This is a genomic window from Paenibacillus endoradicis (assembly GCF_024721975.1).
On sequence record NZ_JANQBB010000010.1, the window covers coordinates 170,211 to 195,798 of the forward strand.

General features: G+C 38.9%; 16 protein-coding genes and 1 rRNA gene. 16 read left to right on the forward strand and 1 reads right to left on the reverse strand.

Annotated elements, in window-relative coordinates:
* Positions 1-165 precede the first annotated feature (165 nt).
* The 10 genes from ftsE to NV377_RS24845 all read left to right on the forward strand — a co-directional run bounded on the left by ftsE (position 166) and on the right by NV377_RS24845 (position 14,714).
* Positions 166-852: a cell division ATP-binding protein FtsE gene (ftsE, locus tag NV377_RS24800; RefSeq protein ID WP_258203514.1), complete on the forward strand. Its 687-nt coding sequence runs from the start codon at positions 166-168 to the stop codon at positions 850-852.
* Positions 842-1,759, forward strand: coding sequence for a permease-like cell division protein FtsX (ftsX, locus tag NV377_RS24805; protein ID WP_258203515.1), 918 nt, complete (start codon positions 842-844; stop codon positions 1,757-1,759). The genes ftsE and ftsX overlap by 11 nt, the downstream gene beginning before the upstream one ends.
* A gap of 12 nt (positions 1,760-1,771) precedes the next feature.
* Positions 1,772-2,986 carry a murein hydrolase activator EnvC family protein gene (locus NV377_RS24810; protein ID WP_258203516.1) on the forward strand — a complete coding sequence of 405 codons (1,215 nt, stop codon included), beginning with the start codon at positions 1,772-1,774 and terminating at the stop codon, positions 2,984-2,986.
* A gap of 144 nt (positions 2,987-3,130) precedes the next feature.
* Positions 3,131-4,345, forward strand: a complete 1,215-nt coding sequence (locus NV377_RS24815; protein ID WP_258203517.1) for a murein hydrolase activator EnvC family protein — start codon at positions 3,131-3,133, stop codon at positions 4,343-4,345.
* Between the two features lie 135 nt (positions 4,346-4,480).
* The gene (locus NV377_RS24820; protein ID WP_258203533.1) at positions 4,481-5,935 is read left to right on the forward strand and encodes a S41 family peptidase; all 1,455 of its coding nucleotides are present in this window, start codon (positions 4,481-4,483) and stop codon (positions 5,933-5,935) included.
* Positions 5,936-6,036: 101 nt separating this feature from the next.
* Positions 6,037-7,353, forward strand: coding sequence for a PDZ domain-containing protein (locus NV377_RS24825; RefSeq protein WP_258203518.1), 1,317 nt, complete (start codon positions 6,037-6,039; stop codon positions 7,351-7,353).
* Between the two features lie 109 nt (positions 7,354-7,462).
* The gene (locus NV377_RS24830) at positions 7,463-8,623 is read left to right on the forward strand and encodes a response regulator (protein WP_258203519.1); all 1,161 of its coding nucleotides are present in this window, start codon (positions 7,463-7,465) and stop codon (positions 8,621-8,623) included.
* A gap of 491 nt (positions 8,624-9,114) precedes the next feature.
* Entirely contained in the window at positions 9,115-11,097 is a 1,983-nt protein-coding gene (gene uvrB / locus NV377_RS24835) for an excinuclease ABC subunit UvrB (protein WP_308860224.1), read from the forward strand.
* A gap of 350 nt (positions 11,098-11,447) precedes the next feature.
* Positions 11,448-14,309, forward strand: coding sequence for an excinuclease ABC subunit UvrA (gene uvrA, locus NV377_RS24840; RefSeq protein ID WP_258203520.1), 2,862 nt, complete (start codon positions 11,448-11,450; stop codon positions 14,307-14,309).
* A 183-nt stretch (positions 14,310-14,492) separates the two neighbouring features.
* Positions 14,493-14,714 (forward strand): hypothetical protein, encoded by a 222-nt coding sequence (locus NV377_RS24845; protein ID WP_258203521.1) that lies wholly within the window; start codon positions 14,493-14,495, stop codon positions 14,712-14,714.
* 64 nt (positions 14,715-14,778) lie between these two features.
* Here the strand turns inward: NV377_RS24845 and NV377_RS24850 are convergent, their stop codons facing one another.
* Entirely contained in the window at positions 14,779-15,747 is a 969-nt protein-coding gene (locus tag NV377_RS24850; RefSeq protein ID WP_258203522.1) for a sugar phosphate isomerase/epimerase family protein, read from the reverse strand.
* A 360-nt stretch (positions 15,748-16,107) separates the two neighbouring features.
* Here NV377_RS24850 and NV377_RS24855 point away from each other — a divergent pair, with 360 nt between their 5' ends.
* The 6 genes from NV377_RS24855 to NV377_RS24880 all read left to right on the forward strand — a co-directional run.
* Positions 16,108-18,630, forward strand: a complete 2,523-nt coding sequence (locus NV377_RS24855; protein WP_258203523.1) for a U32 family peptidase — start codon at positions 16,108-16,110, stop codon at positions 18,628-18,630.
* A gap of 506 nt (positions 18,631-19,136) precedes the next feature.
* Positions 19,137-19,283 (forward strand): hypothetical protein, encoded by a 147-nt coding sequence (locus NV377_RS24860; RefSeq protein WP_258203524.1) that lies wholly within the window; start codon positions 19,137-19,139, stop codon positions 19,281-19,283.
* A 2-nt stretch (positions 19,284-19,285) separates the two neighbouring features.
* Entirely contained in the window at positions 19,286-19,999 is a 714-nt protein-coding gene (gene pcrB, locus NV377_RS24865; RefSeq protein WP_258203525.1) for a heptaprenylglyceryl phosphate synthase, read from the forward strand.
* A 100-nt stretch (positions 20,000-20,099) separates the two neighbouring features.
* Positions 20,100-22,439 carry a DNA helicase PcrA gene (pcrA, locus tag NV377_RS24870; RefSeq protein ID WP_258203526.1) on the forward strand — a complete coding sequence of 780 codons (2,340 nt, stop codon included), beginning with the start codon at positions 20,100-20,102 and terminating at the stop codon, positions 22,437-22,439.
* A gap of 297 nt (positions 22,440-22,736) precedes the next feature.
* On the forward strand, positions 22,737-24,755 hold the full coding sequence (gene ligA / locus NV377_RS24875; RefSeq protein ID WP_258203527.1) for an NAD-dependent DNA ligase LigA: 2,019 nt from the start codon (positions 22,737-22,739) through the stop codon (positions 24,753-24,755).
* Between the two features lie 726 nt (positions 24,756-25,481).
* Positions 25,482-25,588 (forward strand): 16S ribosomal RNA (locus NV377_RS24880); the annotation flags it as partial.

The window sequence follows — 25,588 nt, forward strand, 5'->3', positions numbered from 1 at the left end:
GAAGAGAATAAAAGGGTAGTTCATATCATGTGTCAGCATCCGACAGCATGCTACGTTTTTGAAAAATGAGAAAAGTGAAAATTGCCTAATAATAGCATTACATTGAAGGAATTAGATGTATACTGTCGAATTCATAGTATTGAACTTTCTACAGGATGTGATAACGTGATTGAAATGGAAAAGATCAGAAAAACGTATACCGATGGAACGATAGCACTCGATGGAGTATCAGTTAAAATAGATCGAAATGAGTTTGTCTATTTAGTTGGTCCATCAGGAGCAGGTAAGTCTACATTTATGAAGCTGATATATCGCGAAGAGATTCCTACTGAAGGTCAGATTTTCGTGAATGGCTTTAATATTGGTAAGTTGAAACAACGTAAGATCCCGTATGTTCGTCGTAATATCGGGGTTATTTTTCAAGACTTTAGATTACTTCCAAAACTAACAATTTTCGAAAATATTGCATTTGCAATGGAAGCAATTGAAGCACCGCGCAAAGTAATTAAGAAACGTACAATGGAAGTGTTAGAACTTGTTGGATTGAAACACAAGTATAAAAACTTTCCATCGCAATTATCAGGCGGCGAACAGCAACGAGTGTCAATTGCTAGGGCAATTGTGAATAATCCATCAGTTATTGTAGCAGATGAGCCGACAGGAAACTTGGATCCCGATACATCGTTAGATATTATGCATTTGCTCGAAGAAATTAATTTCCGTGGTACTACAATTGTTATGGCAACTCACAATAAGGATATTGTGAACTCGATGCGAAAACGTGTCATTGCTATTGAAAATGGCAATATTGTGCGTGATGAGCAAAGAGGGGAGTACGGTTATGAAGCTTAGTACGGCAACTCGACATATACGTGAAGGATTCAAAAGCATTATTCGTAATGGTTGGATGTCTTTCGCGTCTATTAGTTCTATTTTTATTTCTTTATTTATTTTAGGTGTATTTATTTTATTAGCATTAAATATGAACTACATGGCTTCTCAAATCGAGAGTCAAGTACAGATTCGCGTATATTTTGAAACAGATGCATCAGAAGAAGTTGTTACTGAGTTGCAAAATAAAATTGGCAATATTAGCGAAGTCAGTAAGCTTACATATGTATCGAAAGAAGATGGACTCGCAATTTTGCGAGATAAAATGGGTGAAGATAACAGCGATTGGTTAGAAGGATACGATGATGAAAATAATCCATTACCAATCTCATTTACAATAGAAGTATTTAACCCACAGCTTGTTGATACGGTAGCACAACAGATTAATATTATTAACAATGCATTTGATCCGAAGCCAATTAAAGAAGTGAAGTATGGTCAAGATACGGTGGAAACATTATTCAAAATTACTAATGCAATTCGAAATGCTGGTTTTGCCATCGTTATTGCACTTGCAGTAACTGCCATGCTGCTTATTTCTAATACAATTAAGATGACAATTGTAGCAAGAAGAAGAGAGATTGAGATTATGAAACTAGTAGGTGCGACAAATGCATTTATTAGATGGCCATTCTTTATTGAAGGTGCTCTTATAGGAATTATAAGTTCAATCGTTACAACGATAATTATACTTCTTGGTTACGATCAAGTTGTTCATGCGTTCCAATATGATCTATCACTTATGTTGATACAATTATTGCCACTTGAAAAAGTAATCACATTAACTGCGACGACAATGATTACACTGGGTTCTCTTATTGGGATTTGGGGTAGCGTTATGTCAGTACGTAAGTATTTGAAAGTGTAGGTGAGTGTAGTAATGAAAAGACTTGTCTTATACCTAACTTCATTAGCGCTACTTGCAACGATAGTAATAGGATCTCCAAGTAGTAGTGCATCAAAACTTTCGCAAATTGAACAAGATATTAAAGCCGCTAATGAACAAAAAAAGGCAGCTGAGCAAAAGGCAGCTGAAGCTGCTAGTGAAGCACAAAAAGCGGAAGAAGAGAAAAATGCCATTGCGAAAAAGGTTGAGGATTTAGAAGCTGAACTTAAAAAGTTAATGTCGGAAATCGAAAAAGTAGCACAAGATAAAAATAAGACTGAAAAAGAAAAAGACGATAAAGAAGCAGAAATGGTTGTGACTAATCAGGAACTAGAAGCGGCAATCGCGCAAGTAGAAAAGCGTGATGAGTTACTTCAGAAACGTACTAGACTTATGTATTCAAATGGTGCAGTTTCTTATCTTGATGTATTACTAAGTTCTACAAGCTTCACAGATTTCTTAGACCGTTTTGATGCATTGCAGATGATTCTAGAGTCAGATCGTGATGCATTGGATCAATATAAGGTAGATCAAGCACTAGTTGAACAGAAGAAAATCGAAGTAGAAGAGCAACTTGGTGCACTTAAAGTTTTATATGCCAAGCTAGAAGCGGAGCAAGCTTCACTTGCTGCCAAGGAATCTGAAAAGGAAACTCTTGTTGCTAAATATAACGCACAATCGTCCGAGTTAGATGCACATATTGAAGAATTGGAAGTAATCAGTGAAGAACAGGAGCAATTGCTAGTAGGATTGGCTTCCGAAATTTCCAAGCTGAATGCGGAGAAAAAACGTATTTCTAATCCATACACTGGTGGAAAATTAGGCATACCAATCGCCGATGGATACCGCCTGTCATCTAACTTCGGTGTTCGTATTCACCCTATAACTGGAGTGAAAAAAGCACATAACGGAATAGACTTTGCTGCACCGTCAGGAACTTCCATTTATGCAGCTGAAGCTGGCGTAGTGCTAATCTCTAAATATTGGAGTGGATATGGTAACTGTATCATTATCGACCACGGAAATGGTATTTGGACGCTCTATGGACATATCAAAAACGGTGGATTGCTAGTAAGTGAAGGAGATACTGTAAAACGTGGAGATAAGATTGCCTTAGTAGGTACTACAGGGAATTCTACTGGTCCACATTTGCATTTCGAAGTACGTAAAAATGAGGTTCCAGTTAACCCATCCAGCTACTTACAATAAAATTAAAAAGACTATTACAACTATTGCCACTTGCATAAGTGATTACATTAACTGCGACGACAATGATTTCACTAGATTCTCTTGTTGAGATTTGGGTAAGTGTCATATCGATACGTAAGTATTTGAAAATGTAGGTGAGTGGTAATGAAGAGAATAGTCTTAACTCTAACTTCATTTGCTTTAATCGCATTAATAATATTAGGATCTCCTAGCAGTATTGCTTCAAAACTTTCTCAGATCGAACAAGATATTGAAGCTGCTAATGAACAAAAAAGGGCGGCTGAGCAAAAGGCCGCTGAAGCTGCTAATGAAGTACAACAAGCAGAAGAAGAGAAAGATACGATTAAGAAACAGGTTGAAGATCTCGAAGCTGAACTTCAAAACTTAATGTCCGAAATCGGAAAAGTTGCACAAGATATACACAAAACAGAACAACAAAAAGACGATAAAGAAGCAGAAATGTTTGTAACTAATCAAGAGTTAGAAGCTGCCATTATACAGGTGGAAAAACGTGATGAGTTACTTCAGAAGCGTACTAGACTTATGTATTCAAATGGTGCGGTTTCTTATCTTGATGTCTTACTAAGCTCTGCAAGCTTCACAGATTTTCTTGATCGATTTGATGCGTTGCAGATGATCTTACGATCAGATCGCGAGGCATTGGATCAATATAAGGTTGATCAAGAATTAGTAGAACAGAAGAAAATTGAAGTAGAAGACCAACTTGGTGCGCTTCAAATCTTGTATGCTAAGCTAGAAGCGGAGCAAGCTTCACTAGTTGCAAAGGAAGAGGAAAAGGAAACTCTTGTTGTTGCTTACAATGAACAGGTTTCACAACTAGATGAATATATTGAAGAGTTAGAAGTGATCAGTGAAGAACAGGAACAATTGCTAGTAGCAATAGCCTCAGAACTTTCTAAACTTAATAAAGAAAAGAATAGTATAACTAATCCATACACCGGCGGGACATTTGGCATGCCAATTGATAGTAGATATCGAAGTACATCAGACTTCGGTATGCGTATTCATCCTATATCGGGAGTAAAGAAAGCACATAAAGGAATTGACTTTGGAGCACCTACAGGAACTGAGATCTATGCGGCTGAAGATGGTGTAGTGTTAATCTCTAAATATATGAGTGGGTATGGTAACTGTATTATTATCGACCACGGAAATGGTATTTGGACGCTCTATGGTCATATCAAAAACGGTGGATTGCTTGTAAGTGAAGGTGACACTGTAGAACGTGGAGATAAGATCGCACTAGTAGGTAATACAGGAAACTCTAAAGGATCACATTTACATTTCGAAGTGCGTAAAAACGAAGTTCCAGTTAATCCATCGAGTTATTTACAATAACGTATAATCATTATTAATAGGCGGTCTATTGCAAAATAGATTGCCTATTGCTATTCTTAGATAAATATTTTCTCAACAAATGTCATATACTATTATGGACGAGCTTAAGCAAACTAGGATAGGTGGTGTGAGTTGATGCAATTTAAGGGACGTACAGTTTTTGCATTCGTTATAATGACGATTGTAACTTCGGTATTTGTTACGATTATCGTTACAGACAAGCTGGAGAGAAATCCAATAGCTGCTTCTACGTCTTACGTATCAGCTGCAGCAGATGCAAAGAGTCAATTAACAGAAGATGAACTTAAACGAATCAATTCTGTTATTGAGTTGGTAGAAACAAAATATGTGTCTGATATAGAACGTAACGAACTAGTTGATGGCGCGATAACAGGAATTATGAATGCTTTGGGTGACCCATATTCCGTATATATGGAAAAGGATATTGCGAATCAGTTTTCACAATCGATTGAGGGCTCTTTCTCGGGAATTGGTGCAGAAGTAGGTATCGAAAACGGTCAAACGGTCGTAGTTTCACCTATAAAAGGTTCTCCTGCTGAACGTGGAGGTATATTAGCCAAAGATATAATATTATCTGTAAATGGCGATAGTCTTGCAGGATTGAAAATTCAAGAGGCAGTAAATCTTATTCGTGGTGAAAAAGGGAGTAAGGTAAAGCTAGAAGTACTGCGTTCTGGAAATTCAGAACCAATAAGCATTGTACTTATTCGTGATGTGATTGATATTGAAACGGTATATTCGTCGATCGACGAACAAGGCATTGGAAAAATTTCTATTACTCAGTTCTCTATGCATACAGCAGAACGCTTTGCTGTAGAATTGGCAGCGCTTGAACAGAAAGATTTGAAAGGATTAGTTATTGATGTTCGTAACAATCCTGGTGGTGTTCTACAAGGTGTTGTGGAAATTGCGCAGCTGATGATGAAGGAAGGCAGCGTGGTTGTTCAAGTAGAAGACCGCACTGGCAAGAAGGAGAAAACATATGCTCAAGGCGGAGAGCAGAAAGATTATCCAATTGTTGTGTTAACGAATAATGGCAGCGCGAGTGCTTCTGAGATTTTAGCCGGTGCGCTTCAAGAATCAGCCGGTGCAACTGTTCTAGGACAACAAACATATGGTAAAGGAACGGTACAGGTTAGCTTTAATAAAGTTCTATCTGATGGTGGATTAATAAAATTAACAATTGCCAAGTGGTTAACACCTAAAGGGAATTGGATTAATCAAAAAGGAGTTACGCCAGACATCGTTGTTGAACCTAATGCTGTATATAGTACAGCTCCTTTGAACATAGTAAATGATTTGAAAGTAGACCATATGAGTGAACAGGTCCGTAATTTGCAAATCATGCTAGATGCTTTAGGTTATAAAGTAGATCGTAAGGATGGTTATTACAGTAAACAAACGGAAACTTCTGTGAAGACATTCCAACAAGACCAACATCTTCTTGATACAGGTATTGTAGACAGTGAAACTGCTACAAAGATTGAAGAGAAAGTCATTGAATACATTCGAGATGACCAACATGATGTACAACTGCAAAAAGCATTGGAGCATGCAGGCAGGAAATAATTGATTTTCGTCGAATTCTTTAAAGGTTGGCTACTCTTTGTAGAGAAGCTAGCCTTTTTTCTTATTTAGTCAATATGAACATTCGAAGGGGTGTATGAGCGGTGGGCGATATAGAACTTTGGCTTCAAGTATTAGGGAAGGCCCTGGTTTCCTTATTGATACAACCGTTATTCTATATTTCACTTTTGTTATTACTCACGATGTTTTTATACCGCGTACGTATGGAACGTTCTATGTTTTCGGTGAAATTAAAGGAATGGAAAATTCCTATGGTGTTCATGATATTAGGTGGGCTGGTTGCTGCGATTATCGTATCCATTATTTCGGCGGTATTAGGATTTACATTAACCGTCCCAACAGTTTATTGGTTATGGTTTATTATGATTATTCTTATGGTTTTCAAAGTTCGTTTTTTAACAATATCATACGGTGCTGGAATTCTTGCCATACTTCATCTTATTGCTTCTGTTATAGGTCCCCTTACTTTACAAAATGATATGGCTTACATCTACCAAACCTTAATCGATATTAATGTAATTAGTTTACTTGTTATAAGTGCGTTACTTGGGATAGCTCAAAGTGTGTTAGTACGGATTCAACATAAAGATATGATTAGCCCTGTATATATGTCAGGCAAACGCGGAAAAGTCATCGGAGGATACGTTTTACAAGGTTACTGGCCTATTCCATTATTATTATTTATGCCGGTATCATCAGAACAATCCGGAGCATTCTTATTTAATACATCATATGGGCAGCCGTTCTTTATGAGTATGTCTAATGAAGCTTGGTTATTGCTAGCGTGCCCACTTATGATTGGTGTCACACAATTAACCAAAGCTGTTACTCCGAAGCAACTTGCTCATCGAGTATCTCGACAAGGACTATTAGTTTCTTGCGTATTATTATTAATATCTATTGGATCCTGGTGGATTAGTGGGCTTATATGGGTTGCAGCAATACTTACACTTCTAGCTGCTGAACTGCTTAATTGGTATAATATCTCGCAAGAATCTAAGTTAGCTCCGCTATATGGGCAAGATAACAAAGGGTTAAAAGTATTAGCTGTCGTGAAATCCTCTCCTGCCGAGCAGATGAATATTGAAATTGGTGATATTATTATTAAGGCAAATGGGCAAGATGTACATTCCTTGGAACAACTGTATGAGGCAATGTCTATCAATCCTGCATTTTGTAAATTGGCGCTACTTAACAATAATAGAGATTTGAAGTTTGCTCAGCGTACGCGCTATGCTGATGAACATCATCAACTTGGTATTATTCTTGCTCCAGATGAACAAGCCAAATATTTAGCTAAATATAAAGAACCCTCTCTATTTAGTTGGTTAGGAAGAACAAAGCTATTAAGAAAACAAAACTCGAAAAATACGGAGTCGTCTACCACTGTTGTAACATAGCCTTATTATAATGAAAATTAACTAACGGAACGAAACATTAGCCTATTATGAGCGTAACAGTATCATAATAGGCTTTACTTATTGAGATAGAGAACAGGCGGTGCTTAGCTTGCAACTACTATTAGTCGATGATGAGAAGTTAGCTTTAATGCAGTTAGAAAGAATGGTAAGGAGTGTGTTCGCTGAACGTGGTGAACCCAATGTTGTAATACATAGCTTTCAGTTAGTAAGCGAAGCCATTCAATTTGCTAAGAGTAATAAGCTAGATGTTGTTTTTCTTGATATTAATATGCCAGAGATGTCTGGGCTTGAGGCTGCAGAGTTACTACAACAACTTATACCAAGTATTGAAATCATATTTGTAACCGCATACGATGAATATGCTGTTCAAGCATTTGAATTAAATGCGATGGATTATTTATTAAAGCCGTTATCCATGCAACGCCTTCAGAAAACAATGGAACGATTATATAGTAAGTTGGAGATTGCTACATCACTACTTGAAGTTGTAGTCACATCGCATCGACAAAGTATATACTGTATGAAAAAAATCCGCTTTCAAGCGGTGCAAAGTCCTATTGTATATCCCAAGTGGAGAACTGCTAAAGCTCAAGAATTATTTGCTTACTTGCTACATCGACGCGGTGAATTTGTTCCTAAATATAAAATTATGAATATGTTTTCCCCTGAGTTAGATAAGAAGCGCGCTATGACTCAATTGTACACCGTTATCTATCAAATCAGAAAATGTTTGAAAGAGTCTGGTATAGAAGTGAAAATTGATAATGACAGTATTCAAGAAGGATATTGTCTACGATTAGAAGATACCTATGTAGATGTTGAAGCATGGGAAGCATTAGTTAATGAATTAGATGAGAAAGATCCGCAATATTATAAGAAGCTAGAGTATTGCTTGGAGCAATATGATGGTGATTATATGGAAGATTACGATTATTTGTGGGCGGAGAGTGAGCGTGAACGCTTAAGGCAATTGTGGATGCATCATGCAAGACAATTACTTCCTTATTTCTATAACGAGTGCGAGTGGACGAAAGTATTAAAACTAGGTGACCATTTAAATCAGTTCAGTCCGTATGAATTTGAATATGGTGTCTATATGCTTGAAGCATATAATCAACTTGGTCAGTATGATCGACTTAAGCAATATTATGAGAAACAAGAACAAGAAATGTTGGATGAATTAGACTTACCTTTACCAACTGAAATGGTGGAATGGTACGAAGAATGGATAATTAGCCGTAAGAGTTAAACCAATATTGGTTTAGCACTTGCGGCTATGCCTTTTTAGGGGATATAATAACAGAAGGGAACATACATTCCTATTTTTAGATGATGTTCTAAATGGCCGACTATGATCACGGGGGTAAAGCTTCGTAGCTGATTCGGTGGCGAATATGCCCTCCATCGAAAGCAAGCATAAGCTTTCGGAGTATGTTTCTTGCAGAAACATTGTAGGTGCTCGTGTACCAATAACTACTACTTGCGCTACTCGTTTCCGCTGAAGTGCATATTCTTGGCGGGCGACAGCCGAATATTTAGAACTTTTATTGGAAGTCAGTTCTTAAAGATCTGATGAGAGCACGAAGGTTCGCTTATTTCATAATCGACATCGTAACCGATAATAGAATAATTTGAGATTCCAACAGTAAGCACTAGTTGAACTGCTTACATTTTGACTATACTTATAATATAAGTTCAACCTCTACAATAGAAAGATGAATATATGGATGGGAGGATATTATGTCACAATTTGAAATTGTTTCGAACTATGAGCCTAGAGGGGATCAACCACGGGCGATTGAACAAATAATTAAGGGTTTGCAAGAGGGCAAGCGACACCAAACATTGCTTGGTGCAACAGGTACAGGTAAGACATATACGATGGCTAATGTTATTGAACGTGTCAATCGTCCAACGCTCGTTATTGCTCATAATAAAACACTTGCTGCTCAATTATGTAGCGAGTTCAAGACCTTCTTCCCTAACAATGCCGTTGAATACTTCGTAAGTTATTACGACTATTTTCAACCAGAAGCCTATATTCCATCTACAGATACATTTATAGAAAAAGATTCTAGCATTAACGATGAAATAGATAAATTGCGACATTCAGCTACAAGTGCTCTATTTGAGCGTCGCGATGTAATTATAGTGGCCAGTGTTTCTTGTATTTATGGCTTAGGTTCACCTACTGAGTACGGTAGTCTTGTTGTTTCATTACGAGTAGGAATGGAAAAGTCGCGAAATGATATTCTTCGCTCTCTTGTAGATATCCAATATCAACGTAATGATATAAGTTTTACTCGCGGTACATTCCGTGTGCGCGGCGATGTAGTTGAGATATTCCCGGTTGCCAATAATGAACGTGCTGTCCGCATTGAATTGTTTGGTGATGAGATTGAACGGATTTGCGAGATGGATGTTATTACAGGCGAAGTACTGGGAGAGCGTGAACATATTGCGATATTCCCAGCGTCTCACTTCGTCACACAAGAAGAAACAATGAAAAGAGCAATTGTAAATATTGAGCAAGAGCTTGAGGAGCAACTAACTAATTTCCGAGAACAAGGAAAATTACTAGAAGCTCAAAGATTAGAACAACGGACTCGTTATGATCTTGAAATGATGGCTGAAATGGGTTTTTGTTCTGGCATTGAAAATTATTCAGGTCCATTGACATTCCGTGAGCGGGGCGCAACACCTTATACATTATTAGATTATTTTCCAGAAGATATGCTCGTTGTTGTGGATGAGTCTCATGTATCACTCCCACAGATTAGAGCAATGTTTAATGGTGATAAAGCACGTAAAGAAGTGTTAGTTAATCATGGTTTCCGTTTACCTTCTGCATTAGATAATCGCCCACTTCGTTTCGAAGAGTTTGAAGGGAAAACAAATCAATTAGTATATGTTTCAGCAACGCCTGGTCCATATGAAATGGAACATTGCCCGACAATGGTCGAACAAATTATTCGTCCAACAGGATTGCTTGATCCAGTTATAGAAGTGAGACCATCAAAAGGTCAGATTGATGATCTACTACACGAAATTCATTTGCGTATTGCCAAAAATGAACGTGTACTCGTTACGACTTTAACAAAGAAAATGTCAGAGGATTTAACAGATTATATGAAGGATATTGGTCTCAAAGTTCGTTATTTACATTCTGAGATCAAAACATTAGAGCGAATAGCTATTCTTCGTGATCTACGAATTGGCGTATTCGATGTTCTAATTGGCATCAACTTGCTTAGAGAAGGTCTTGATTTACCTGAGGTAAGTCTAGTCGCTATTCTCGATGCTGACAAAGAAGGATTTTTACGTTCTGAGCGTTCACTTATTCAAACGATTGGTCGAGCAGCGCGTAATAGTGATGGTTTTGTTATTATGTATGGCGATAAGATTACGAATTCAATGGATCTTGCATTGAAGGAGACCAGTCGTCGTCGTGAAATACAGATCGCGCATAATGAAGCGAATGGTATTGTACCTCAGACGATCCGTAAAGATATTCAAGGTGTTATTGAAGCAACGAAAGTTGCAGAATCTAAGGCAGATTACTTGACTGATGCGGCTAATAAGAAACTTACGAAGAAAGAACTTGCAACGGTTATTCAGAAGCTGGAAGTAGAAATGAAAGATGCAGCGAAAAACTTACAGTTCGAGCGTGCAGCAGAGCTGCGGGATGCGTTGCTAGAACTAAAAGCAGAACAACTAGGCTAATCCTTTTATAGGTAGTTCTAGTTATCCAACTGTGATCACGCGGTAATGCGCTGTAGCTTAGTCGGCGTCGAATATGCCCTCCATCGAAAGCCTGCGTGTGCTCACGTACACATAACGTACGTTGTGCTACTCGTTTCCGTTGGAGTGCATCTTCTTGGTGCTGACAGCTGAATAACTAGAACCTTCATTGAAAGGTGGCTCTAAATGTCCGACTGTGATCACGAGGTAGCTTTTCATATATAAGGAAGTAAAATAATCAGTCATGAATAGTTTTAGCTCATGCTTACGATTCAATTTTCATATACAGGTAGCAAAATTTATAGTCATGAATAGTTTTAGGGGGAAAAGATGTGGCAATTGACAAAATCGTTGTAAAAGGTGCACGCGCACACAATTTGAAAAATATTGATGTAACGATTCCTCGAGATAAGTTTGTTGTATTGACTGGTCTTAGTGGATCAGGAAAATCTTCACTCGCATTCGATACGATCTATGCAGAAGGTCAGCGTCGATATGTGGAGTCATTAAGTTCCTACGCAAGACAATTTCTTGGACAGATGGATAAGCCTGATGTTGATTCTATTGAAGGGTTATCTCCTGCGATTTCCATCGATCAGAAGACTACTAGCCGTAACCCTCGTTCCACAGTCGGAACAGTAACCGAAATTTATGATTATTTGCGATTATTATTTGCTCGTATTGGTAAACCACACTGTCCAACACATGGCATTGAAATTACAGCTCAGACGGTGGAACAAATGGTGGACCGTATAATGGAGTATGAGGAACGTACTCGATTACAAATACTAGCACCTATCGTCTCAGGTAGAAAAGGCGAGCATACGAAGTTATTAGCTGATATGCAAAAGCAAGGTTATGTACGTGTACGAGTAGATGGTGAAATTAGAGAGCTATCTGAAAAGATTGAGCTTGATAAGAACAAGAAACATAGTATTGAGGTTGTTATTGATCGTATTGTAGTTAAAGCGGATGTAGGTTCAAGACTTGCGGATTCTTTGGAAACTGCGCTCAACCTCAGTGAAGGTCGAGTGTTAGTAGATGTAATGGGACAAGAAGAATTACTGTTCAGCTCCAACTTAGCTTGTCCGGAGTGTGGGTTCAGCATTGAAGAACTTGCTCCGCGAATGTTCTCTTTCAATAGTCCTTACGGAGCTTGTCCTGAATGTGATGGACTAGGTTCGAAAATGATTGTTGATCCAGACATGCTTATCCCTGATTATTCTAAGTCGATTGCGGAAGGTGCATTTCTAGCTTGGGCGGGTAGTACTTCTAATTACTATCCACAATTTCTAAAGTCTGTCTCTGAGCATTATGGTATTCCGCAAGATGTACCAGTATCCGAGCTTAGCAGTGAACAGATGAAGAAATTACTCTATGGAACAAATGGAGAGAAAGTCCGTTTCCTATATGAGAATGATTTCGGTGCTAGAAAAGAAGCATACGTTCCATTTGAAGGGGTCGTTCATAATCTTGAACGTCGTTATCGTGATACTGCATCAGATATGATGCGTGAACATATCGAAGGGTACATGAGTGCTAAGCCGTGTAGCTCTTGCAAAGGACAACGTCTTCGTAAAGAAACATTAGCAGTAACGATTGGTGATGTGAACATTGCTTATGTAACGAGCCTATCCATAGGTGATGCAGAACAATATTTCGCACAATTGCAATTGACGGATAAAGAATATACAATAGCTAGTCTCATTTTGAAAGAACTAACGAATAGATTAGGCTTCCTCGTTAATGTAGGACTAAACTATCTTTCACTTGGCCGTGCAGCAGGTACTTTATCTGGTGGCGAAGCTCAACGTATTCGTTTAGCCACTCAAATTGGATCTAGTCTGATGGGCGTATTATATATTCTCGATGAACCAAGTATCGGTCTACATCAACGAGATAATGATCGTTTGATCGAAACTTTAGTTCATATGAGAGATCTTGGTAACACACTTATCGTAGTAGAACATGATGAAGACACCATGCTTGCAGCTGATTATATTATTGATATTGGTCCAGGAGCAGGTATTCATGGTGGACAAATTATCGCTCAAGGTACACCAGCAGAGATTATGGCTGATGATAATTCGATTACAGGCCGTTATTTGAGTGGTAAAGACTTTATAGAAGTTCCATTAGAGCGAAGAGCATTAAGTGATCGATGGCTTGAAGTCGTTGGGGCGAAGGAAAATAATCTGCGTAATATTACGGTGAAAATTCCGTTAGGTGTTTTTGCAGCAGTAACAGGAGTATCTGGTTCAGGCAAATCAACATTCGTGAATGAAATACTATATAAAGTACTTGCTCGTGATTTGAATAGAGCGAAGACTCGCCCGGGTGAACATAAAGAGGTTCGTGGTTTGGAACATATTGAAAAAGTCGTTGAGATTGATCAATCTCCAATTGGTCGTACTCCGCGATCTAACCCTGCAACATATACAGGTGTATTCGATGATATACGTGATCTATACTCTTCTACGAATGAAGCAAAAGTGCGTGGTTACAAGAAAGGTCGTTTCAGTTTCAATGTGAAAGGCGGTCGCTGTGAAGCGTGTCGTGGCGATGGTATTATTAAAATTGAAATGCATTTCTTGCCTGATGTATACGTTCCTTGCGAGATATGTAAAGGTAAACGTTATAATCGCGAAACACTGGAAGTAAAATATAAAGGGAAAAGTATTGCGGACGTATTGGAGATGACGATTGAAGATGGCTGTACGTTCTTTGAAAATATTCCTCGTATCCAACGTAAATTAGTAACATTATTTGATGTTGGATTAGGATATATGAAGCTGGGTCAACCTGCGACAACACTTTCTGGTGGGGAAGCACAACGTGTGAAGTTAGCCGCTGAATTATATCGTAGAAGCACAGGTAAAACATTGTATATTCTTGATGAGCCTACAACAGGTTTACATGCTTATGATATTTCACGGTTATTAGACGTATTGCACCGTCTAGTCGATTCAGGAGAATCCGTTTTAGTCATTGAACATAATCTCGATGTGATTAAGACAGCGGATTATATTATTGACCTTGGTCCTGAAGGTGGAAATGGTGGCGGTATGATTGTAGCAACAGGCACGCCTGAGAAGGTTGTACAAGTGAAAGAATCCTATACCGGGAAGTATCTTGCTCCAATTCTTGAGCGTGATCGACTTCGTTCTGAGCAAAAGCTTATTACTCAACAGTAATAGAAAGGGCTATGATGGGATATGATATGTAAGATTCAACCATCATAGCTTACATAATCGAGTTTGAAATGTGAACATTACGTGACAAAGCATCCAAGATTTACTATTGCTACTTGCTTGTTAGCGACATACAAGATACGATATATAAATAATAGGACACGTGTCAATAAGGGGGTATTCTTCATGTTTTTGGCAGCAGAAGTAACAGAAGTAGCAGCGAAAGCATCACCTATCGATCCATTTGATTGGTTTATGCTAGCGTTTACTATTGTCATCGCGATTGGTTTTGTTCGTTTGATTAAAGAGAAGAAAAAAAATATCTTTGCAATCGGTTTTGCATCTGTTTCATTAGTGGTTTTCCTAGTTATTGATGTTATTATGATCTCTCAAGTATGGTTAGCATAGTTTAAATGATAAAAAGTTCCACCGTTATCGGTGGAACTTTTTTCGTGATCTATAGAAGTGAAGCTTACACCCACCACATGTCGCCTAATGGCTCACGGATAAGTACTTGTTGAAGATTTTCTACTGCTTTTGAGAATCCTTCTTCTACGGACATTAAGCCATCTTCATGCTCGATACTAACGACGTAGTCGTAACCAACTAGACGAAGAGCGCTCATAATGTCAGCCCAAGTTTTCAGATCATGACCGAAACCAACGCTGCGGAATTGCCAAGCACGATCAAGCATATTTGAATAGCTTTGCATATCTGTTAGACCGTAACGGTTAACGTTAACAGGGTCGATAGTTGTATCTTTGGCATGGAAGTGATGGATTGCACCTTCGCGTCCAAGAATATGAATTGCTTGAACAGGGTCGATACCTTGCCACCACATATGACTTGGGTCAAGGTTTGCACCGATAGCTTTACCAGTTGCTTCACGAAGACGAAGCATTGTTGCAGGGCTATGAACAGAGAAGCCGCCATGTAATTCTAGACCAATCTTCACGCCAGCATCAGTAGCTACATTGTTAATGTCAGACCAATAAGGAATAACTTTTTGTTCCCATTGCCATGTTAAGATATCTTGGAAATCATTTGGCCAAGGAGCTACAGGCCAGTTTGGATATTTTGCATCTTCATGATCACCAGGACAGCCAGAGAATGTATTAACGACTGGAACTTCAAGACGATTAGCAAGCTCAATTGTTTTACGAATGATCGCATCATCTGCTTGTGCAAGATTTTTTTGAGGATGAAGTGGATTGGAATGGCAGCTAAGTGCACTAATCATTAATCCGCGAGATTCTACAGCTTGTTTAAACGCTTTCAATTTGCCAGCATCTGCAAGAAGTACATCTGGATCGCAATGTGCGTTGCCAGGATAACCACCTGTACCGATTTCAATAGCATCTAGTCCTTTTGCTGCAATATAATCTAAAGCTTCTTCAAATGGTTTTTGTGAGAATAATACCGCGAATACGCCTAATTTCATCTTAAAATAACCTCCTAAAATTTTTCGTTTACATCTTGTTATACTTCTCGTAAATGAAAAATCACTTCGGAAGTATTAACTAAGTATGGTTAAAAAGTTTATAATCGTGAATCATGAAGACTATACTACTATAATGCCTTTAATATAGAGTAACTTCAAGTACAATAACAAAATCACATAATAAGTAGACAAATACGTTATAAAGTAAATATGCCAGTAATGTCTTGTAGAATATTGTGCTTAGCTTTGTTACACTATTAACTAGAAAAAAGATAGATTGGACTAATTCCACTTTTATCATATATTGCATAAGAGATCATCGTAAGTCTATGAACTTACGACAATGAGAGGACTATAAATATGACTTTAACACGATCAGATATAGAACTATTAGCACCCGCAGGTGATTGGGATTGTATGCGCGCTGCAGTTGCGAATGGAGCAGATGCTGTCTTTTTCGGAGTGGAAAAATTCAATGCACGTGCACGCGCCAACAATTTTAGGAGTGAAGAACTTCCAGAGATTATGTCCTTCTTGCATACGTACGGAGTTAAGGGCTTTTTGACTTTCAATATTCTTGTATTTGAAGATGAATTAAGAGATGCACAAACTTTAATCGAAATGTGTATCGATGCAGGAGTAGATGCTGTTATCGTACAGGATTTAGGTCTTGTTAAATTAATTCGTGAGCTTTCACCAGATTTTCCAATTCACGGTTCTACACAGATGACTATTACTTCGCCTGAAGCAGTAGAATTTACTAAGCCATTTGATTTGGAACGTGTTGTGCTTGGTCGTGAAAATAATTTGAAGCAAATTAAAACAATTGGAGATCAAGCGAAGTTGCCAATGGAAGTATTCGTCCATGGTGCACTTTGTGTGTCTTATTCTGGACAATGCTTAACGTCTGAAATGTGGGGCGGTCGTTCTGCCAATCGTGGTGAGTGCGCGCAAGCTTGTCGTTTGCCGTATGATCTTATTGTTGATGGTGAACAAAAACCAATGGGAGCTGTAGCTTATCTATTATCTCCGAAAGATTTAGCTGCGATCGAAATTGTCCCTGAGTTAATTGAAGCAGGAGTAACATCTTTCAAAATAGAAGGACGTTTGAAAACACCTGAGTATGTTGCGAACGTAGTAAGTAAATATCGCAAAGCGATTGATAAATATTTCGATGGAGATTTGTCCAAACCATCCAAAGAAGAAGTTCGTGAATTACAACAAAGTTTCTCACGTGGATTCACTCATGGTTTCCTAGATGGTACGAATAATAAGGAACTTGTTGATGGTACATTCCCGAAAAGTCGTGGTGTTTACCTTGGTAAAGTAGAACGTGTCATGCGTGATGCGGTAACTGTTCGTCTTGAAGCGCCGCTTAAACGTGGTGATGGTGTAGTGTTTGATGCTGGTGATCCGACGCAGAAAGAAGAAGGCGGACGAGTATATGATGTCCGTCGTCAAGGTGTGAAGTTAGAAGCAGAAGCTCCGGAAGGTATCCTTATTGAGCTTGTGCCAGGTCGTAATGATGTAGATTTGCGCAAAGTTCATGTAGGGGATCGAGTTTGGAAAACGAATGATCCTGCACTTGATAGAGCATTGCGTGCTTCATTTGAAACGGATAAGCCATATCGCGTATTCCCGCTCCATATTAAAGTTACTGGAGCGATCGGTGAACCACTTCGTACGTGGTGGACTGATGTAGAGAAAGGAACGACTGTAGAAATTGCCTCTGAACTATTACTTGAAGAAGCATTGAAGCGTCCAATGGATGCGGAATTACTAGAAGAACAACTGGGACGTCTAGGTGGTACTGTATATCAACTTGACCAATTAGAAGTACTACTTCAAGGTAATCTAATTATTCCAATGCGTGAACTGAATCGTCTACGTCGTGAAGCAGTAGAGCAACTAGCGGGAGAACGTCCGAAACCACCTGTTTATATAAAACATGAAGTTAATGCGATGGATGATGCATTCGATAATAAAAACCAATCAAAACCAATCGTTAATGGTCGAGATACTAAACTAATAGCATTATGTCGTACATTGGAGCAAGTTGAAGGTGCAGTTGCTACAGATATTGACTTCATTTATGCCGATTTCGAATTTATAAAGCAGTTCCCAGCTGCAATTGAATTAGCTCGTAAAGCAGGTAAACAAATAGCATTAGCAACTCCTCGTATTCATATGCCGAACGAGAATGGCTATCATGCCAATATTTTGAAACTAAAGCCTGATGCTGTACTTGTACGTAATACAGGAGCGCTATATTATTATTTGCGCGCTAAAATGGCAAATCCAGATGCACCTTTCCCGAAATTGATCGGTGACTTCTCGTTGAATATTGCTAATCACAAAGCAGTTAATCTATTCCTAGAAAGTGGAGTGGATGCTGTAACACCATCATATGACTTGAACATTCAACAAATGGTCGATCTTCTTGAGCGTTCTAATACGAGTAAGATGGAGGTCGTTATCCATCAGCATTTACCGATGTTCCATACAGAACACTGTGTATATTGTACATTCTTAAGTGAAGGAACAAATTACACCAACTGTGGTCGTCCTTGTGAAACATCAAGAGCATCACTGCAAGATCGTATCGGTATGAGTCATCCTGTACGCGTAGATGAAGGTTGTCGTAATACGGTATATAATGCAGTTGAGCAATCTGGTGCTGAATATTTGAAAAACTTCATTGAACTAGGCGTCGAGCAATATCGCGTAGAGTTCTTGGAAGAAACTGCAGATAAAGTTCAAGAAGTAATACAATTGTATCGTGATGCACTTGATGGCAAGATTACTGGTACGCAAGTGTGGAGAGGGTTGAAGGCTACTAATCAGCTAGGGGTAACTCGGGGATCACTTGTAAACTCGAAGTAACACTCGGTGCACTTGTAATCTCGAAGTAACTCGCAGTAGCTTACTCGACATCGAATATGCCATTCATCGGAAGCCTGTGATACTCACGTACCAATAACGTACGCTCCGTTTCTCGGCTTTCCTAGCTTCATGTCATCTTCTCGTAGCTGACAAGCGCACCTACCTCCGAAGATTCTAAGAGCTTCGTGGGTTAATTCGGAGAAGTAATGGCTCCTATTGAGCTTTCTGCTTGAAAGCTCAAAGATTCGTAGTCTTTGTGAAGGGTTGGCTCCTATTGAGCTTTCTGCTTGAAAGCTCAAAGATTCGCAGTCTTCGTGAAGGATTGGCTCCTATTGAGCTTTCTGCTTGAAAGCTCAAAGATTCGTAGTCTTTGTGAAGGATTGGCTCCTATTGAGCTTTCTGCTTGAAAGCTCAAAGATTTGCAGTCTTCGTGAAGGGTTGGCTCCTATTGAGCTTTCAGCTTGAAAGCTCAAAGATTTGCAGTCTTCGTGAAGGGTTGGCTCCTATTGAGCTTTCAGCTTGAAAGCTCAAAGATTCGCATGGTGTGGGTATTTCGTTTGATTATTGTTGTTGTGTATATGGTAGGTGCTGAGGAATGTGGTCAAGTCGTGCGTGAGGGCTTGACCTTTTCTGTAGGATGGTTAGGAGGGTAAATGTGGATAGTCAATGGTTTTCACAGTGGGAGCATGTGTTCAAGCTTGACCCTGATCGTGAAATAAGTGAAGAGCATTTGGAACTTATTTGTATGTCTGGGACTGATGCAATTATTGTTGGTGGATCAAGTGGTGTTACTTATGAAAATACGGTAGACTTATTATCTCGTATACGTCGTTACAGCTTAGATTGTGTACTTGAAGTATCAACGATGGATGGAGCTGTTCCTGGCTTTGACGGATATTTTGTGCCTTTTGTTCTGAATACTAAGCAAGCGGACTATTTGATGTTGAATCAACTAGAAGGTTTGCAGACGTATGGACATTTTGTTCCTTGGCATATGACGGCTGCTTCGGGATATATTGTGCTTAATGAAGATTGTACTGCAGCTAAAGTGTCGGGTGCTGAGGCTTCTTTATCAACACAAGAGGTACTTCCCTATGTATGGATGGCTGATCGATTACTACATTTACCGCTTCTTTACATAGAATATAGCGGTGCTTTTGGCGATATGAGCTTATTGCGACGTATTGCTTCTGAAGTAGAAGGAGCCCGATTGTTCTACGGTGGTGGGATTGATGGAGCAGAGCTGGCAAGTGAAGCTGCCCAATATGCTCATACAGTTGTCGTAGGTAATGTTGTGTACAATAATATAGAAGCAGCATTAGAAACGGTACAAGCAGTTAAATCGATTAAATCAATGCAATTAATATAATTTTATAGCAATTATTAAAGCCTATGCTTTCGATGCTACTTTTATTTTACAAGAGGTTGTTTCGAATGAAGTATATAAAAAGTTTAAAGGAGTGGGATAGATGTTTAGTTCATTTAGTATCGATGATGCGGTGCAGAAGCTGAATCCTCCGCAACGAGAAGCAGTGAAAGCGACTGAAGGTCCATTACTTATTATGGCAGGAGCAGGTAGTGGAAAGACTAGAGTTTTAACACATCGTATCGCCTATCTCATTGAGAAGAATAGAGTAGCTCCATGGAGTATATTAGCTATCACATTTACGAATAAAGCAGCAAGAGAAATGCAGGAGCGGGTCAGCTCTTTAGTTGGTGCATCAGGGCGTGACATTTGGGTATCCACATTCCACTCCATGTGCGTACGAATTTTGCGCAAGGATATTGATCGAATCGGATTTTCTACGAACTTTTCGATTCTCGATTCTGCAGATCAATTATCTGTTATTCGTAGCTGTATGAAAGATGAAAATATCGATGTGAAGAAGGTTGAGCCGAAATCTGTACAATCAGCAATTAGTTCAGCGAAAAATGAACTAATTTCTCCCGAAGCTTATGAAAACAAAGCGGGAGATTACTTTCAAAACATCGTTTCAAAAATATATAAGATGTATCAGAAGCGATTGAAGAACAATAACTCGTTAGATTTTGATGATCTCATTATGAAAACGATACAGTTATTTAAAGAAGAACCTGAATCACTTAAGTTTTATCAGAACAAGTTCCTCTATATTCATGTCGATGAGTATCAAGATACGAACCGTGCGCAATATATGTTATGTCGTATGCTTGCGGATCAGCATCATAATATTTGCGTTGTTGGTGATAGCGATCAGTCGATCTATCGTTGGCGTGGTGCTGATATCTCGAATATTTTGAACTTCGAAGATGACTATCCTGAAGCTAAAACGATTATGTTAGAGCAAAATTATCGTTCCACAGCGAATATTCTTAATGCCGCCAATGCTGTTATTGCACTTAACAGTGGTCGTAAAGCGAAAAACTTATGGACCGATCAAGGTGAAGGTAACAAGATCTCTGTCTATTTAGCTGAAAGTGATCGTGAGGAAGGTTACTTTGTCACTGGAGTTATTCAGAGCAATATCGCAAAAGCTCGCAAATATAGTGATCATGCAATTCTCTATCGTACGAATGCGCAATCACGTTTAATAGAGGAAACATTAATTAAGTCTGAAATTCCTTATCAAATCGTAGGCGGAATCAAGTTCTACGATCGCAAAGAGATCAAAGATATTTTAGGATATCTTCGTCTTATCTCTAACCCTGATGATGATATTAGTCTAGTGCGTATCATTAATGTGCCTAAAAGAGGTATTGGTGACACAACAGTTGCTAAGCTTGCTGCTGCAGCTGCTACGCAAGGGACTTCAATCTATAGAGTGTTAGGTAATATTGATTTAGTAGATGTTAAAGGGAAAACAAGAGAACAACTTATTTCCTTCTACAATATGATTTCGAAACTAAGCGCCGCTGTTGATGAGCTCACTGTAACAGAATTAACGGAGAAAGTTCTCGAAATGTCTGAGTATAAATTAGAACTGCAACGGGAAAATACAATTGAGTCAACGACTCGAGTGGAGAATATTGAAGAGTTCTTGTCCGTAACGATGGATTTTGAACAACGAAATGATGATCGTACTCTTGTCGCATTTCTCACTGATCTAGCTTTGATTGCTGATATAGATTCAATGAATGATGATGAAGAAGAGAAAGAGAAAGAGAAATTACAAGATACTGTTATTCTAATGACGATGCATAGTGCGAAGGGGTTAGAGTTCCCAGTAGTGTTTATTGTAGGGATGGAAGAGACGGTATTCCCACATTCACGAGCATTAACGGATAACGACGAACTAGAGGAAGAACGTCGACTTGCATATGTAGGAATTACTCGTGCAGAGCAACAGCTATATTTATCGGCAGCGAAGATGAGGACATTATTTGGTCGTACCGCATTTAATATGCCTTCGCGCTTCCTTAAGGAAATCCCTGAAGAAGTTCGTGAGATTGTATCAGCTAATGGTGGGAATACTCGTAGTATTGGTGGAGGATATACTGGTGGTGGTCGCACAAACACAGGCTCACAGCAATCAGGTTTTGGGTTTGGTAGTTCTCGTAGTCAAGGAGGTAGTATCTCAACAGGCGGTAGAAGTACTGTTACAGTAACGTCTGGACTAGAAGCAGCGAAAAAAGCTGCTTCATCGCAATCTGATCAGAGTGGCCCAGTTAGCTATAACGCAGGCGATCGAGTGGCTCATGGTAAATGGGGCGAAGGTACAGTTGTATCGGTGAAAGGGAAAGATAACGATATGGAATTACAAATCGCTTTTCCTGCACCAGTAGGTATTAAGAAGCTGTTAGCGAGCTTTGCGCCGATCAAGAAAGTATAAAGCGGACGTTGATAACGATGTGAAGCAGGCAGATTAATCGGCATAGAATATGAAGCGAACTTGGGAAGTTTAGTATAAGCTTACGAGGTATGTTTCTTACAGAAACATTGTAGGTACGCATGTACCAAACACGTATATTTGCTTTTCCTCCTTTCTCAAGTAACGCATCATCTTCTCGGCTTGCGAACGCCCGCTTTTTGTACATACTAATATAGTAAGGAGATGGTTTTGCCTACGTGCGATAACCATCTTCTTATTATGAAGAAACACTTTTATTGCGAATTTGGAGGGGTATTTATGTCGATGATACAGGCTCAGGAGCGGATGGAGCTTATAATTGAGACATTGAATCAGCTCAATTATAGTTACTACACGTTGGATGCACCAACGGTAAGTGATGCGGAGTACGATAAGTTATATGATGAGTTAGTTTTACTGGAGCAACAAGTAGGGGAGAAATTGCCACATTCACCAACACAGCGTGTTGGAGGAGAGATACTTTCTGGTTTTGAACAGCATAAACATCTGGCTAGATTATGGAGTCTTGATAAAGCACAAAATCTAGAGCAACTTTATGCATGGGAGACGAAAATGAAGCGGGCCATTGCAGATTATAATGCCAAAAATGCCGATAAACTTCTACCAGAACCGTCATATGTAATGGAACTGAAATTCGATGGTTTAACACTTAATCTCACTTATGATGAAGGAAAACTAGTTCAAGCTTCTACACGTGGTAACGGTGCAGTAGGTGAAGCGATTCTAGCACAAGTGAAAACAATTCGCTCGATTCCACTATCGATTCCATTCACCAATGGTATTATTGAAGTGCAAGGCGAAGGTATTATGGCACTATCGAGCTTGGAAAGATACAATAAAACCGCAATTGAGCCATTGAAAAATGCGCGTAATGCAGCTGCAGGTGCATTGCGCAACTTGAATCCCTCGGTAACGGCAGAGCGTAAGTTAGATGCATACATATATAATGTCGGTTATGCAGAAGGGGTTTCGTTCGAGAACCATCGTGAATTACAGCAGTTTCTGCAGCAGAATCACTTTAAGGTTAACCCTTATGTTTTTTATGCTTCACAAATAAATGAACTCGAACAAGAGTTAGTTAATCTTGCGGATCGTAGAACTTCACTGGATTTCTTAATTGATGGAGCTGTTATTAAACTGACAGATATGCGCACACGTGAGGCGTTAGGTTATACGGATAAATTTCCTCGTTGGGCAGTTGCCTTTAAATTTGAAGCAGAAGAAGCGGAAACGACGTTACTATCTGTTTCATGGGAAGTTGGACGTACTGGTAAAATAACACCTGTTGCAAAAGTAGAAGCTATCGATTTGGCTGGCGTAACGGTACAAAACTGCACATTGAACAATATGGGCGATATCGAAAGAAAAAATCTAAAGCATGCATTAGGTACGCTCGTAACAATTCGCCGTTCTAATGACGTTATCCCTGAAATATTAGGTAAAGTTGATGAGGAGCAAGGTGAGGAGATTATATTCCCAACATCTTGTCCGGCATGTGGATCTTCGTTAGAGCAACGTGGTGCTCATCTATTTTGTAACAATAAATTAAGTTGTCAGCCTCAATTAATCGGTCGGATTACTCACTTTGCATCTCGTGATGCAATGGACATCGAATCTTTCAGTGTTATGACAGCAGAGCAATTGTATACGGAGTGTAATGTTAAAGATCCCGCTAATCTATATCAACTTACCTTTGATGATCTAATCCAATTAGATCGTTTTGGTGAGAAGAAGGCTAAAAAGTTGCTGGAAGCGATTGAAAAGTCAAAAGATCGTGAGTTAGCATCTTTCATATATGCACTTGGTATATCGAATACAGGTAAAGCAACAGCGAAAACATTAGCTGAGCATTATCGTAGTCTTGAGGCTGTAATGAATGCTAATGTAGAAGAGTTAATCCAATTACCAGACGTGGGTGCAATCGTAGCTGAGAGTATTGTGAGTTTCTTCCAAGATGAAACAGCGAAGCAGAGTATTGCATCAATGATTGCAGCGGGCGTAAAAGCTGAGATGGAGGAGACTGTTACGATCGTGTCAGAGGACAATCCGTTCTTCGGTAAGACGATCGTTATTACTGGCGCTTTTCCAACTCTCAGTCGTGATGATCTCTCTAAGCGACTCGAAGCTCGTGGAGCTAAGGTTACAGGTAGTGTCTCTAAAAAGACGGATATCGTTATTGCTGGAGAAAAAGCAGGTAGTAAACTTGCGAAGGCACAAGATTTAGGTATTCAGATCATTGACGATGAGTCAGTTGTACTAGCGATGCTAGGTGATTAGAAGTGAATTCCTACTATATAGTAGGAACTACAAATGACTCTACATTAATGTTTGCCTACATCGAGATGGCTCATTGTATTTATCAAAGATAACGAAAATATATAATTGTGTATGGTCGAGCCATTGCGAAACTGAGCTGAAATGCTTTGTTCCGCAATGGCTCCTTCTATTAAGACTGTTAAAAGACAGTGAGGTAATGAATAATTATATAGAAGAGAAAATCCTGAGTAATAAGTTAATGATATGAGATAGTGAAACCGTTAGATTGCTTATTAATAAGGGAAAACGGCTATATATAGAGCAATGTAAGCAATAATATAAAAGAATTTCAAATAATTTCAGATCTACATATAGGGGATAGTTAATGATATTAATAACAACTAATACTGTTACTAGTGTGAAGTGAGTAAGATCAAGCGAAGATAAGAGATAATGGTAAAATTTTCTTGTTGTAAAGTGTTGCTGTGCGTGGTATATTATTTCTTGTCGCTTCGGACGGCGTAACAAAAACGCTTTGAAAACTAAATTTGAAAAGCGCTTGACTTACTCGAAAGAAGATGATAACATAATATCTTGTTACCGCAACGGTAACAGAAAGTTCTTTGAAAACTGAACAAATGGAACACGTCAAATATAACTCGTTTAACGAGTAAAGAACTGCCATTATCATTTTCACCCCGTGAACATGATAATAACAAGCGAAACAAAATGAGCAAGTCAAACACTTTAATGGAGAGTTTGATCCTGGCTCAGGACGAACGCTGGCGGCGTGCCTAATACATGCAAGTCGAGCGGAGTTGAAGAGAAGCTTGCTTCTCTGATACTTAGCGGCG